The sequence below is a fragment of the Streptomyces sp. NPDC001100 genome (assembly GCF_053598575.1).
The window spans coordinates 64,898-79,195 of record NZ_JBSFKO010000022.1 but is presented as its reverse complement, the minus strand read 5'-3'; the positions used below and the strand labels follow the sequence as shown (position 1 = coordinate 79,195).

Sequence of the window (14,298 nt, the reverse complement as noted above, 5' to 3'; positions counted from 1 at the left end):
TAAGTCATATTCTTATGACACTGCATCGCTGGAAGAGTCGGCCTACCGAGTAGTTCAGAGAGCGCAAGAGGACTCCAGTAAAGCCATTGCTGTGAAGTTTCATAATCGAGACAAGTGGTTTCGCCCCGATGTCTCAATTCAACTCTCCCGGCTGCGGCGCTCTATCCAAACTGAAGCCGATCAAGCAACCAGGTTGGCTCTATGGGTAACCTTCGCTGAGACCATTCGGCTAGTTAGTAATAGTCGTACCTCTACTGTAAAGCTGCACGCTTACAGCGTTACGGAAACAGCAAACAGAGTCATTGACGTGCCAGCAGTCTTTTCCCGAGTTTTGCGCGAACACTGCGTCCGTCTAGCGGAACAGACGCTAGCCATCGTAGAAGGCCGTGAGCGAAACCCTGATTTGTCTGTAATTTGCGAAAGAGCCGACGCTCGTGGTAATGCAGAGAGTTCTGATCCAAGAGTAGACGCTGTAATGACGTCTCCGCCATATGGAGATAACATCACGACGGTCACCTACGGGCAGCATAGCTATCTTCCGCTTCAGTGGATCGATCATGTTGATGTACCAGGGATCTCGAAAGATCTTCTGAGGTACACGCGGTCTATTGACAGCGCTAGTCTGGGTGGACAGCTTAAAGGCGCGCTGCAGAACTCGGATTACCTTCGAGCTCGATCTAGCGCTTTCAGTTCGTGCCTAGACTCCTTGTCTGATCGTCCAAGAAATGCTCAACTTAGATTGGTTGCCTTTTTTAATGATTTAGACTCGGCCCTCGATTCGATGCTCCGCGTTCTGCGTCCGAATGGTTGGATGTTCTGGACGTTGGGGCAGCGTCGTATTAGCGGTGTAGTCGTTCCTACGGTTGCCATAGTCAGGGACCTCCTAGTCGAAAGAGGGGGGCATCACGTTGAGACGCTTGAACGAAAGATCCCTAAGAATTCCAAACGAATGGCTCTGCGAAATGCCAGTGTGGAGACTATGACGTCCGAAAGCATTCTTGTCATGAGAGGGCCGGGAATCCAGCCGGCGAGTAATGGGGAGTGTCAATGACATCCGACGGGGAGTTGGCCGAGCGCAGCAGCACGCAAGAAGTACATCTTGACGTGCATCCGTCGGTGGTCTTCAAACTCGGAGAAGACCTGATCTCCGACTCAATGCAAGCCCTGGCGGAGCTTGTCAAGAATTCTTACGACGCCGACGCGAGCTATGCCCGCGTAACCATCTGGACCGGTAAGTCAGCGGGGGATGAGTCGCTCCAAAATCAACCAACCTTTATGCGGGTGGAAGATGACGGAGCAGGCATGGATGTGGATGACATAATTCGTGGATGGCTGACGATCAGCAATTCACGGAAACGGGAGATGAAACTGGCGGGCCAAGAGACCAGGCTTGGCCGTACTCCACTGGGCGACAAGGGCTTGGGACGGCTTGGAGCACAACGTCTCGGACAACAGATGCAAATTATTACCCGCCCACTTGGATCAGATCAAGAGCATGAGATCTCCATTGACTGGGCGTCGTTCAATGATCAGGGATCGCTTTCCTCTGTCCCGTTGCAGCTCACTACGAGACCCGCTAGCCGGCAGCCCGGAACGACACTTACCATCTTTGGGCTGAGGGAACCCGAGCAATGGGCTAAGTCCACTAGAGATGGTCAGTCACTTCAACGTGAGCTCTCTGTTCTTATCTCGCCCTATGGTCAGACCCGTGGATTTCGCGTCTTCTTGAGCATCGATGAAGACAGCGTTGACCTCTACTCTCTATCTGCACAAGTTCGGGAAGCAGCCGACTATCGATTCAGGCTCGACTATGCAGATGGTGTGTTTTTGATCGACGGCGCACTCAAGCTAGACCTTCTAGCTCCATCACAGGGCACTTCAGCGGAAGACAAACAACTTTATCAGCGGCTGATTAGGGACGACAATGGAAAGTCCTTTTGGAGGTGGATGCAAGCTAATCGAAAAAACCAGGTCGAATCTTTCGGCTGGGAGCCCTCAAGTGATAGCAGGTATTTTCTTGAATTCTCTCACCGGGAAGAATTGAGGTCCATTGGTGGTGTAGGCAGCACAGATGCTCAAGTAGCCGATCCAGGCCCCTTTACCGGCGAGATCGACTCTGTAGATCTGGGGAATGAATCTATTGCAGCTTTCTCTAATAGGTCAGAGTTCCGATCTTACGTGAAGAGTTTGAGTGGAATCCGAGTATACCGCGACGGATTCGGTATCCGCATGGACGGTGACTGGCTTGGTCTCCGGAAATCGGCAACGAGCGGAGGATCCTACTACGCCCTTCGTCCTGAGAATACATTGGGTTTTGTAGATATCTCCGCGAAGTACAATGCGCAACTTACAGAGACTACAGACCGTGAAGGTTTTGCCGATACGCCAGCCTATCGAAATTTCAATCTCCTATTGCAAACTTGGCGTCGGTTTGCGGACAAGTTGGCGGAGGCGCTACGCCGGTCGTATAACTCATATAGAAGCAGCTTCCGTGCGGCGGAGGCAAACGTAGACCTAAGTACCGACGCCGAAGTATTGCTTCGGCGAGTCGATGAGCGGATCACTACCGTCGTTCGGGCGCGACGCCAACTTAACTCTCTAAAAGGCGATTCCAAGGCTGCTGCAGAAAGCGCTCAGCGTGTCCGTGAAGAGTTGGATGGTGATCAAGCATCTTTCGCTAGTATGGCAATGTCTCCTGAGATCGCTAATGCCTTGGACGAGATAAACCAAGCACATTTGCGCGCAACTGCTGCGGTGACCGAAATAGGGGCCCTCCTAGACTCACTGGAGGCCGAGCGGGCTGTAATTCAGATTTTGCGTGACCAGTCGGAACAGGTGCGGGAACAGTTGAGCCTTACCTGGGAGACCGTCTCCCTTGGGCTGACTGCGGAGGCAATCTCTCACGAAGTAGCGACTATCGCTGAGGGACTATCCGTTCGGACTGGACAAATCAAGCGGCATATGCAAGCCGAAATGCCACTCGATCAAAAAGTAGCCGCTTACTTCCAGTTCATGCAGTCAACGAGTAGTGCTCTGAAGCGGCAGCTTGCGCATCTCAACCCTTCCCTGCGTTACATGCGGGAACGTAGAGAGAAGATCCTGATCAGTTCCTTCTGCGATGAAGTCGTCGACTACTATACGCAGCGCTGGCAATCAGGACCGCTTTCTATTCGCTTCCACAGGCTGCCGCAAGACGATTTCACAGTAGCGGTCAACAAGGGGAAGCTTACACAGGTCTTCGATAACCTTATCCTTAATAGTGAATATTGGCTCACTCATGATCACCGACTCGGCTTAGTTGCGGAGCCAAGTGTGAATATTGAGGTTCAAGCTCCATTTGTTTTCGTCAGCGACAATGGGCAAGGAATTAATCCCGCTGTGGAGCATAGCCTCTTCGAACCATTCGTCTCATCGAAAGGGCGAGGCGAAGGTAGAGGGCTTGGCCTCTACGTCATCACACAGCTACTTGATTCAGATCGGTGCACGATCTCATTGAATCCGCAGAGGAATGCGCAAGGGCGCCTCTACGGGTTCGTTCTTGACCTTGGGGGAATGCGTGTCAACTGAAATTTGCGAAGAGTCTGGTCCGGAGGGGTCTGAACCGCAGGGACTTCTCACCTCAGTGCCTACCCAAGGAATATCGCGAGACGTCAAGATTGAAGTAGCGAAGCGAGCTGCACAAGAGCTAATCGCGCTTGCTAACATCCAGAGAGTCATCTGCGTAGATGACTACTACAGTGTAACGACGGATGATGTCTTTCAGGTCGCCGCCGCGATCGAGAGCTCAAGCTTAGAGGCCGAAACCCTAGCGTCGATTGCTAGTTCTCATCCTTCATTAGCTCCCATTTCTGATGGCTTACCCTCAGACTTGGCGGCAGAGCTTGTTCGCTCGGTATGGGATTCCTTGGACGTTGATGCGCGCGCTGAGATTTCTGCTCTCGTTGCCCAGCAACTAGGTAACGACGACGAAGGTGACGACGAGCCGCAAGGAGAAGACGCAAGCGCCCTAGTCACGCTGCGTACTCTGCTGGCTGATCCGCCAGAGTTCGTCACTTTGACCCTCGATCAGTGGCGCCGTGAGAGTTCAACCCTGCTCGGAGATGGGAAACCCACGCTCCTTCTCTTTGATCGGAGTTTCGAGCGGGAGGGGGCGTCAAGCTCTGCCGGCGAGGCGGAGATTCAACGCATCCTTCAGGGTAACTATCTGCACTGGAAAGTCGCACTTCTTACGCATACAGTTACCAGCCCAGACGAAGAGATCGCAGCATGGAGGGCTCTGACTAAAGAGTTTTCCGTGGATGCCGCAAAGTTCCTTGTCATAGCGAAGGGTCATTTGTCGCAGGAACCAGAGAGGTTCCCTGCGATGCTGAAGCTAACGCTCTTGGTGCCCGCTTTGGAGCGAATGCAGGAAATCGTGTCGTCGGCGATTAAGGAGACTTGGGATCACGCGCTGGGTGAGGTGCAATCCAAAGACCCGTATACGCTAGAGACTGCATTGAACGGCAGTAGGCATCTTGATGGCACCTGGGGACCTGACACACTTCTTAGGCTGATTTCTGCCTTTACCCAGGATCGCGTGATGGCAGAACTTCGAAAGAATTCGGAGTTGCACAAACATAACGCCAGCATCTTGCAATTGAATACCGTCAGCATTCCCCAGGTGAGAGATCAGAAGTTGGTGCAGTCTGAACTCGCCGAAATTCAGCGAATGGAGTTCTTTAAAGAGGCCGAGCATCTTTCGCAGTTGCATCTTCCTGTCGAGGCCGGTGATATCTTTGAAGTTCGAAAATTCATGATCGAAGCGACCTCATTTGGTGTCGGGCGCTCCGCTTCGCCTGCTCGTGCAGAGATTCCGTGTGCTGAGACTTCCAAGCTATACATGTTGCTTGGGCAGCCTTGTGACATTTCAGTCCGTTACGACGGAAAGCGGGCCAACGACCTCGATTTCCTTCGACTGGCGCCAATAAGAGCACTCCCGCTTGAGTCTCAGGCGAAGGTCGGTGGCGGAGGAGCTCACGTATTCGAGATTCCTTTCTTTGACGGAGAAACCGGGGCTGGTGTAAATATCGAACTCAATAGGATTAGGCTGATTTCGGCTCATGCGTTAGATTTCTGCGTATTTGGTGACGGGGGAGTTTCCAGTCTAGGGGTGGGCTATATTTGTCCAGATGTGGTTATTCCTTCGTGGCGAGAGCGTTTCACGCGGCTCCAGAAGTGGGTTACGAAGACTGTGGCTCAGTATCAAGAAATGAAGCCTAATGCGATTGCGGGTAAAGGTGCCAACTATGTCACCTCTGCAATCACCCAGAGCGGAACAATGCCTGGGCTCTCATCGTTGATTTCAGTTTCTACTCAAGAGGTGCACTACGGGATCCGTAGGATAGGGAGGCTTCGTGAGCCCTATCGGGCGGCAGTGCTCACACGCTTGGCCCAGCGAGACTCGCGTGACGCCTTCGATGTTGGGCTGGTGGACTAGGCATGCGCCGCGAAACGCTTTCTAAGAATTGGCATCTCTGACAGCTTTGCGGTTGAACCTCGGCGATTCTTTTCGGACAACCGAAGGGTGAAGAGCCTTCGGGTTGCCTGCGTGCGCCAACGGCTACGTATGAGCGCGAGTAAGAGCTGTCGTCAGGGTTCGTGAAACCTCGGTACCGTCGTAGTCGTGTCTGGCGTGCGTCGGGTTGGTCACCCGTGGGCGTGCGCTGGTTGATCGCGCGCGACTAGGGGAGCTGGTACGGGCATGGCGGTTGACGCTGCTCGCACGGAAGAAGGGTTCACGTCGGCGAGGGCTACGAGGGTGATGGTCGCCGCGTGCCGGGCTGCGGGGCTCGACGACAGAGGCGCGGAGTTGATCCGCCTCGGGGAGAACGCGTTGTTTCGGTTGGCCTCCGTGCCGGTGATCGTCCGCGTGGCTCGGGGAGAAGAGTGGTTGCCTACGGCTCGCAACGAGGTAGCCGTGTCTCGGTGGTTGGAGAGGGAAGGCCTCCCAGCTGCTCGCATCATCGAGGATCTGGAGCAGCCGTTCTTGATCGAGGGACACCCAGTGACCTTCTGGCATCTGATCGTCGAAGGTAACCGCAAGGCAACGTACGGGGAGTTGGGTGGGGTCCTGCGGGATCTTCACTCTCTGACCGTGCCGGAGGGTTTGGTGCTCCCGTCGTTCGACCCCTTTGACAAGCAAGAGCTACGACTTGATCGAGCCGTGATCCCGGATGATGACAAGGCCTTCTTGCGTAAGCGGTGGCGGGAACTACGTGACAAGTTCGCCGAGTTGGAGTTCGAGACTCCCAAGGGGCCGGTGCACGGAGACGCTCATGTGCAGAACCTCATGGTCGACGATCAGGGGCGCGTGATCCTGATCGACTTCGAGGCCTTCTGCTACGACCACCCGGAGTGGGATCTGATGGTCACGTCTGTGGAGCACTACAGCCTTGGGTGGCAGACCGACGAGCAGTACGCCGACTTCGTGGGCGCGTACGGGCGGGACCTGCACGACTGGCCTGGGTACGAGACTCTGCGGGGCATTCAAGAGTTCGGTATGACGACGTGGCTGATGCAGAACGTGCAGGAGGACGAAGGGACGGCGGCCGAGTACCGCCGGCGTATCGCTGGTCTGCGCGATGACGACGGGCCGCGGGACTGGCGGCCCTGGTAGCGACTACTCGTCGTCCTCGTCCAGGCGGTCGAGCGCGTCGCGCACCTTCTCGTTGAAGGCGGCCACGGTGGGGTTCGCCGTATGCACGCTGACCTCGTGCTGGAAGTCGGTCACGTAGCGCTGGAAGCGGTTGGACTGCAGGGAGTCGCCGCCGTCGACTGCGAGGCTCGCGGTGGTGACGGCGGCTTCCAGCTCGCCGTTGAGCAGCTGGCTTTGGGCGAGCACCATGCGGCAGAAGCCCAGGGTTCGGGCGTACTTGGGGTCGGTGCTGTCCACGGCGCGCTGGGCCTGGGCGACGGCGTCTCGGCGCATCTTGAGGTCGCGGAAGCAGTGGCAGAGTTCGCCCATGAGTTCTGCTTCGTCGAAGTAGCCGAGCCATGCCGGGTCTTCGGCTGTGTGGGCGCGTTCGAAGTGGCGCTCGGCCTCCTTCATCGCGCGGGCTGCTGCGATCCCGTCGTTCGCGTTGGACAGGGCGCGGGCTTCCATGGCCGAGTAGTTCGACATAGCGCGTGGGGTGGCCCGTCCCTTGGCGCTCTGGACTGCCGCGCGGGAAAGCTGGATGGCTTGGGTGTGGTTGCCCAGGTAGTTGGCCTGGTGGCTGAGGTTGCCGAGGATGCGGGCGCCGAACATGCGGTCGTCGATGACCTGGGACAGGCGCAGTGTTGAGGTCAGGTAGCGGTGGGCGAGTCGGTGGTTGCCGACGTCGTAGGCGGTCCATGCGAGCAACTGGGAGATCTCGGCGGCTGCGCCGAATAACGAGGTGCCGACCTTCTCGCTGTAGCTGGCGTTCAGCAGCGGCAGTACGTCTTCGCGGAAGTAGTGGCGTAGTGCCTTGTGGCCGTGGCCTCCGCCGTACTTGAAGTCGAGTTGCATGAACAGGCCGGCTGCCTCTTTGATCGCGCGGACGTCGCGCATGCCGATGCGTCGGTGATCGGGTCTGTCGGCCTGGATGCCGTCTGGACGCGCGATCATCCATGACAGGACGGCGGAGTTGAGGTCGGCGTCCGCGACGGCCAGTGGGCTCGAAGCCGGAGCGTCGGCGTGCTCGTGGGTGAGTCCGTCGAGCACGGACAGGACGTCGGGAACGGTGCTGGGGTAGCCGACAGGCTCGGGGGCCGTCGACTTGGTGTGGTCGAAGAAGCCGAGATCGCCCGGGGTGATGCGTCGGCGGAGCTTGTTCGAGAGAACGTCTGCCATGAGCGCCGCTGTCTGCGGCCTGATGCCTGCGCCTTCTCGCCAGCGCTTCACGGCGACATGCGTCGTTCCCAGGGTCATGCCACGTTGGGCGCCCTCGTCTGTCATGCGCTTCGCAAGGCCTTTGTTCGAGACCTTCGCTTCGTCCATGACCGCGATCAGCTGCGCGTTTGGCTCTCGGCTCATGCTCCCCTGCCAACCCGAGAATGACGGCGAGTATTCATCGTGTCACAGCAGCCTCACCCTGGGGGGTTCATTCCTGAACCCCCTTTGCATTTGCCGGTGTTCACGTGAACCCCCTGGTGAACACTGCCGGCAGAGTCTCCTGCGCCGTTCACTGGTCGACACAGATCAGCGGGCTACGGGCCCGTCGGAGCGCGGGAGGGAACGCGGTGGAAGTGCGACACAGCAGACACCCGGTGAACGCTTCGGCGGAGGGTGCTCCGCGCCGGTCGGTGTACGACCCGTCCAACGGTCACTTCCGGGCGCTCACTCTCTATGCCGAGGACTCCGGCTGCGCCAAGGCTGCGCGCGACACGGTGGGCTCCTACCTCCGAACCTGGGGGTTGGAGCACGCGGTTGTCGACGCTCAGCTCATCGTGTCGGAGCTGGTCGGCAACGTAGTGCATCACGCGGTGCCGGATGACGCCCTGGCCACGCCCGGTGCTTCGCGGAGGATCGATGTATCGCTCATGACGGTGCCCGAGGTACTGGTCATCGGTGTCTCGGATGAGGACTCGGATCCACCTGAGCTGGCGGCTGGTGAGTGGATCTCACCGGAGCTGGCGGGGGACTTCTCAGAGGCCTTGCTGCCGGAGCGAGGGCGCGGGCTGTTGATCGTTCAGCGGCTGGCTGATGCGGTGTGGTGGTCGCCCGGCGTGAAGGGTGGCAAGACCGTGTGGTGTCGCCTCGACCTTGACCGGCTGTGGGCTGAGAACTCGGTCTGACAAGCGCCGGGCCACCGCCCCTGTTTGCTCCCTCGCGATCGGGAGCGGGCGGCGATCCGGTTACCGGCTGGAGTTTGACCACTCCGGCCAATCAAAGGGGCGCGGTCTCTCGGACATTCGGGGGGCTCCCCTCCCGTATGAGGGGCCGCGCTTCACATCCCCCATATAGGCCGGGCCACCCACTGCCCTGGTAAGCGAACGGGTGGCCCGGCTGGGAACACGGCGGTTCCCGGTGCCTGATGGTACCGGGGCCGCCGTGCTGCGTTCTGGCCCTGGCCCAAAAGAAGTTGACGATCCGTTACCTAGATCAGGGCAGAGGTGGGCAAGGTGACTGGCTCCGGTGAGGACTGGCCGAACGACGGTCTGGACGTGGCGGGCTCGGACTTCGGTTTCTGGGTGGCCGGCGTCGACTACATCGCGGGATGGCGCGAGGCGCGCGAGGCTGCCGACCGACTGAACCGGGCGCTCCTGGGCGCGGGCTTCGAACTCTCTGCTGTTCGGGCTGTGGCTTCGACTAACGAGGATGGTCGCGGCGTCGTCCGCCTGGCGGGGTGGCCGGGTGCGGTGAATCGGCTCGCCGGTCTCCTGGAGGCGCTCGCGGACGTCAACGGTGGTGCGCGATGAGGAGTCTTTTTGCTGGTGAGCGGTGCGCGTGGGCACGTCGCCGGCCGCAGAGACTTTGGGCGGGAGCTGCCATGGGGCGAGTGAACAGGGGGCCTTACGCTCGCCAGCGGATCGGGCAGTCTCTTGGAGCCTGCCCGTGTTTAGCCCGATCGGCCCCCTGTTCTTCGAGGCTCGCCCCATGGTGGCTGCCTAAAGTCTCTGCGGCCGGCGACCCCCAGCCCCGTGGACTCCGGCCCGAGATGGCCGGTCGACGCCCGAACTCCTACGGTGTGCTGCGGTGTGGGGCGTGGGCCGACCGGACGGGACCGGCGGCCACGCCGCACGCCCGGCCGGGGCGGCCGGGCGCCCCGGCGCGCCGCAGGCGCGCCCTTGAGGAAGTGAAGACTGTTTCGACCGATGCCCGGTTGAGTTCAGGTGCGGGTGCGTCGGGCGGGCTGCTTGTCGGCGGTGATCCGGTAGGCGAGTTCGGCACGGTCCGCACCGACGCGCAGCTCTTCGAGGATCAGGGGGCGGTCGTCGGTGCCGTGCGCGGTGCGGGCCACGTGCAGGACCGGGGTCGCGTCGGGGAGCTGGAGGGCGGTGCGCTCGTCGGGCAGCGGCATGTGGGCGCGTACCGTCTCCGTCCACGTCAGCTTGTGGCCTGCCTGGGTGAGGACCCAGTAGATCGCTGCTGGAGGCTTGCACGGTTCCTTGCCGAGCAGCGGGACGGCCTCGGCGACCTCGAACGGGATCAGCGTGCGGTGCATGGCACGTGTCCCGGTGGCGGGGTCGATCAGCAGGCGGTCACAGCCGAACAGGGCTTCCTCCTCGTCGAGTTGGAGGAGCTGGCCGGTGTCCTTGGTGGTGTGCGTGCGGTAGGTGCTGGGCTGTTCGGTTTCCTGCCAGATGTCGCCGTTGGGCATCACGAACTTGCCCTCGCTGCTGCGGCTGATGCGGCGTTCCAGAGTGAGCGAGGGCTGTCCGCTGGAGCGTACGAAGCTGCCCTTGCCGTGCCGGACGTCGATCAGCCCTTCCGCGCGCAGTGCCGAGATCGCGTTGCGGACGGTGGGCCGCGAAACGCCGTAGCGGGCCATCAGCTGGGCTTCGGACGGTAGGAGGGAGTCCGGGGCGAACTCGCCGGACAGGATCGCTTCCCGCATCACGGCGGCGACCTGCTGGTAGAGGGCTCCGGGCCGCTGGATCTCCGACATCTCGGCATCTCCGGGTGAGTTGAGGTCATAGGCACGTCGCACGCGCGACATCACTCGTCAGCATAAGTACTTGCACTCTCGCCGTACAGAGCTCCATAGTCGTAACTCGTAAGGACAAGTGACGTCAGCATCAGAGCTGGCGTTCCGACTGGCCAGGGAGGCCACAGAAATGCAGTCCATACCCGTGGACACGGCACGGCTCGGCGTACTGCGGTGCGCAGGCGTGCCCGAAGTGAAGTTCAGCAACTCCGAGACACAGGAGGTGAAGAAGGACCGGGACGGCAACCCGGTCTACTCCGTCGCGGTCACCGTACGGCCGGACGGGCGGCGGATCTCCGTCATCGAGATCGCCGTGAGCGGACAGCCCAAGGGCCTCGAAGCAGGCCAGATCGTCAAGGTCACCGGACTGACCGCGTTCATGTGGTCGATGGGCGAGAGGCACGGCGTCAGCTTCCGCGCCGACGCCATCACGCCCGCGCACTCAACTGGTGCGCAGGGCAAGGGCGGTGACGCGTGATGGGACCGATCCTGCTCGCTTTCGCGCTCGCCGTGCTGGCCTGGGTGCTGGTCGTCGGCGACCTGGTACAGCGGCACCGTCCGGTCTGGCACTGGTACCTGACCGGCTACCCGGTGACCGTATGCCGGGTCCTGGCGACCTGGCGGAAGGCGGCCGTGCTCAACGACCTCGCCGTCTCGCGCCGTCCGCCGCGCGGCCTGCTCGGGGACCTGGTGGTCAAGGGCGATCCGCTGCGGCCGACAGCACCCCGGATCTCCTTTCCCCGTGCCACCCGCATGGGCCTGACCGTGACGGTACGGCTGCACGCGGGCCAGACCCCGATGACGTACATGAAGGCGGCCGACGCACTCGTTCATGCGTGGAGAGTCCACGCGGTGCGGGTCACCTCGCCGGAACGTGGCCTGGTGCTGCTCACGGCGACAGCTGCCGATCCGCTTCAGCGACCCGGCTTAGCCACCGCTCCGGCCGAACTCCTCTCGGCGCTCATCGGCGTGATGGAGTCCGGCGGGGCCTGGGTGATGAACCTGCGCCTCGTGCCGCACTGGCTGATCGCCGGGGCCACCCGCTCGGGCAAGTCCACCCTGCTGGCCCGGCTGATCACACAACTTGCGACGCAGCCCGTCGCCCTGGTCGGCATCGACTGCAAGGGCGGCATGGAACTCGGCCTGTTCACCCGGCGGTTGAGCGCGCTGGCCACCTGCCGACGTGAAGCGGTCGCCGTGCTCTCCGCCCTGGTGGTCGACATGCAGGAGCGCATGAGCGTATGCCGGTCGGCCGGCGTGCGCTCCATCTGGGAACTGCCCGAGAAACTGCGGCCCACACCGGTCGTCGTGATCGTCGACGAGATCGCGGAACTGTACCTGTCCGACGGCACCCGTGAGAGCAAGGCGGAGGCCGAGCAGTGCTCCACGCTCCTGCTGCGGCTGGGCCAGCTCGGGGCCGCGCTCGGCCTGCACCTGGTCGTCGCCGGCCAACGCGTCGGCTCCGACCTCGGCCCCGGCGTCACCGCCCTACGCGCCCAGCTCGGCGGCCGGATCTGCCACCGCGTCAACGACCCCGGCACAGCCGAAATGACCCTCGGCGACCTCAACAAAGACGCTGTCGCCGTCGCTCAGACGATCACTGCGGAGGAACGGGGCGTGGCCGTGTGCACGGGCCCCGACGGCGGATGGAGCCGAGCCCGCTCCCACCTCACCCCGACCGAAGAGGCCGTGTCGACGGCACGGAAGTACTCCGGCATGACCCCTGAACTGCCCGCCCTTGACCGCGCCCTTGCGGCGCTGGAAGGAGACGACAAGTGACCAGCGGAGATGTGATCAGTCAGGGTACGGCGTTCACGTTCGCGGTGATCTTCGGGATCATCACCGTCCTCCTCGTCCGCTCCCGCGACGTGCGCGCCTGGGAAGCGGTCTGCGTCGGCCTCTTCGGCGTCTACCTCGGCCAGACGCCGGTGGTCTTCACCATCCACGGCCTCGTCATCTGGATGATCAGCGGCTTCTCCCACACCTGAGCAGAAGGGACCCACCACCATGCCCATGTCTCGCGTGAGGTGCCCGTTCTGCAAGGGCGACGGCGCCCGTAGGACCTGGACCGGACGACTGCGGCGCTGCCGCGTCTGCCGGGGCACCGGAACCATCCGCTGAACCAACCGCACCACGCCCGACCACGCAAGGGAGCGACCCCATGACCGACACCGCGCCACCCACCGTCAACCGTGCCGCTTCGGCGGCTCACCCCGGAAGGTCACCACCATCACCCCGGCATTCACCCCGGCTGACAGGCGCGCCGCCCTCGACCGCGCGGCGCGCCTGCGTCAGCTCCCCGAAGCAGACCGCGACGCACTCCGCATCGCCCAAGACCCTCAATTCCCGCGCTGGCTGGAGCAGATCACCGCAACCGGCGGCTGCGCCCACCCCGTCCACCTCTCCGGCTCCACCACCACCCTCGACGGCACGACCGGCGAGATCCTCCACCACTACGACACCCGCACCGAACCCGGAGAACGACTCCTGGTCCGCTGCCGCAACCGACGCGCAACCGTCTGCGCCCCCTGCTCCCGACTCCACGCAGGCGACACCTACCACCTCGTCCGCGCCGGTCTCCTCGGCGGCAAGAACATCCCCGCCACCATCCGCAACCGACCCCGGCTCTTCATCACCCTCACCGCCCCGTCCTTCGGCTCAGTCCACCGTGCTGGTGAACAGTGCCGCCCTCGCCGCGACGGTGGAACCTGCGAACACGGGCGCCCCCTCGGCTGCGCGACCGTCCACGCCCAGGACGCGCCGGTCGTCGGTCAACCGCTGTGCGCCGACTGCTACGACTACCCCGGCCACGTGCTGTGGCACGCGCACGCCTCCAAGCTGTGGGACCGGTTCGTCATCGACGTACGGCGCCGCCTGGCCTCCTCGGCCGGCATCGTTCAGTCCCGCTTCGCGGCGCACGCCCGACTGTCCTTCGCCCGTGTTGCCGAGTACCAGAAGCGGGCGGCCGTTCACGTCCATGCCGTCGTTCGGCTCGACGGCCTGGCCGGACCTGACGACGAGCCTCCTGCTTGGGGAACGGCCGACCGGTTGATCGATGCCGTATGCGCCTCGGTTCGGCGGGTCCTGGTCCGCATGCCCTACAGCCCGGCCGTGGGTGAACTGGCCTTGCGCTGGGGTGCCCAGGTCGATGCTCGCCCGTTGCGTGCTGACGGCGACGGACCCGACGACGACGCCGTGGCCGCGTACGTCGCGAAGTACGTCACCAAGGGTGCCAGCGAGACTGGAGCCGGCATCGACCACAGAGTTACCAGCTGGGACGAACTGGCCACCGCACCCGTGACCGAACACGTCCGCACCCTCATGCGCACGTGCTGGCGTCTCGGAGGCCTTGCCGAGTATGAGCCGCTGAACCTCCGCCTCTGGACACACACCCTCGGCTACCGAGGGCACATCCTCACCAAGTCCCGCGCCTATTCCACGACCTACGCAGCGCTCCGCGCCGAACGCGCCCACCACGTAGGCCACACCGAAATCCCCGATTCGATCACCGATCGGCACTGGCGCTACGTCGGCTCCGGCCACACCCCCGGTGCCGCACTCATCACCGCTGGAATCGCCGATGACATCGCCATGAACCGTGAGGTCGCCTGCGAAGAGCGTGAGGCGCCCCGGTGACCAGACACCGCAA

At 61.9% G+C, this 14,298-nt stretch carries 11 protein-coding genes; 9 read left to right on the top strand and 2 right to left on the bottom strand.

The annotated features are described in order from the left end of the window. Positions 1-1,047 precede the first annotated feature (1,047 nt). From ACWDEW_RS29050 to ACWDEW_RS29040, 3 genes are all read left to right on the top strand, one after another. Complete coding sequence (locus ACWDEW_RS29050; protein WP_450516369.1) at positions 1,048-3,567, top strand: ATP-binding protein; 2,520 nt, start codon at positions 1,048-1,050, stop codon at positions 3,565-3,567. Next, positions 3,557-5,476, top strand: coding sequence for a hypothetical protein (locus ACWDEW_RS29045; RefSeq protein ID WP_450516367.1), 1,920 nt, complete (start codon positions 3,557-3,559; stop codon positions 5,474-5,476). Before ACWDEW_RS29050 ends, ACWDEW_RS29045 begins: the two co-directional genes overlap by 11 nt. Positions 5,477-5,740: 264 nt before the next feature. Continuing rightward, positions 5,741-6,655 carry a phosphotransferase enzyme family protein gene (locus tag ACWDEW_RS29040; RefSeq protein WP_450516366.1) on the top strand — a complete coding sequence of 305 codons (915 nt, stop codon included), beginning with the start codon at positions 5,741-5,743 and terminating at the stop codon, positions 6,653-6,655. A 3-nt stretch (positions 6,656-6,658) separates the two neighbouring features. Here ACWDEW_RS29040 and ACWDEW_RS29035 read toward each other — a convergent pair whose 3' ends face one another. Beyond that, a complete protein-coding gene (locus ACWDEW_RS29035) occupies positions 6,659-8,035 on the bottom strand; it encodes a sporulation protein (RefSeq protein WP_450516364.1) in 1,377 nt (458 codons plus the stop codon). Positions 8,036-8,268: 233 nt separating this feature from the next. Here ACWDEW_RS29035 and ACWDEW_RS29030 point away from each other — a divergent pair, with 233 nt between their 5' ends. Both ACWDEW_RS29030 and ACWDEW_RS29025 read left to right on the top strand, forming a co-directional pair. Beyond that, on the top strand, positions 8,269-8,796 hold the full coding sequence (locus ACWDEW_RS29030) for an ATP-binding protein (RefSeq protein WP_450516362.1): 528 nt from the start codon (positions 8,269-8,271) through the stop codon (positions 8,794-8,796). Between the two features lie 327 nt (positions 8,797-9,123). Beyond that, a complete protein-coding gene (locus ACWDEW_RS29025) occupies positions 9,124-9,420 on the top strand; it encodes a hypothetical protein (protein ID WP_450516494.1) in 297 nt (98 codons plus the stop codon). Between the two features lie 410 nt (positions 9,421-9,830). Here the strand turns inward: ACWDEW_RS29025 and ACWDEW_RS29020 are convergent, their stop codons facing one another. Next, positions 9,831-10,610: a GntR family transcriptional regulator gene (locus ACWDEW_RS29020; protein ID WP_450516360.1), complete on the bottom strand. Its 780-nt coding sequence runs from the start codon at positions 10,608-10,610 to the stop codon at positions 9,831-9,833. Positions 10,611-10,779: 169 nt separating this feature from the next. Here ACWDEW_RS29020 and ACWDEW_RS29015 point away from each other — a divergent pair, with 169 nt between their 5' ends. From ACWDEW_RS29015 to ACWDEW_RS29000, 4 genes are all read left to right on the top strand, one after another. After that, positions 10,780-11,127, top strand: coding sequence for an SCO3933 family regulatory protein (locus ACWDEW_RS29015; RefSeq protein WP_450516358.1), 348 nt, complete (start codon positions 10,780-10,782; stop codon positions 11,125-11,127). After that, positions 11,127-12,428, top strand: coding sequence for an FtsK/SpoIIIE domain-containing protein (locus ACWDEW_RS29010; RefSeq protein ID WP_450516356.1), 1,302 nt, complete (start codon positions 11,127-11,129; stop codon positions 12,426-12,428). Before ACWDEW_RS29015 ends, ACWDEW_RS29010 begins: the two co-directional genes overlap by 1 nt. 11 nt (positions 12,429-12,439) lie before the next feature. Beyond that, the gene (locus tag ACWDEW_RS29005) at positions 12,440-12,637 is read left to right on the top strand and encodes a hypothetical protein (protein WP_450516492.1); all 198 of its coding nucleotides are present in this window, start codon (positions 12,440-12,442) and stop codon (positions 12,635-12,637) included. A 241-nt stretch (positions 12,638-12,878) separates the two neighbouring features. Continuing rightward, positions 12,879-14,285: a replication initiator gene (locus ACWDEW_RS29000; protein WP_450516490.1), complete on the top strand. Its 1,407-nt coding sequence runs from the start codon at positions 12,879-12,881 to the stop codon at positions 14,283-14,285. Positions 14,286-14,298: the final 13 nt, after the last annotated feature.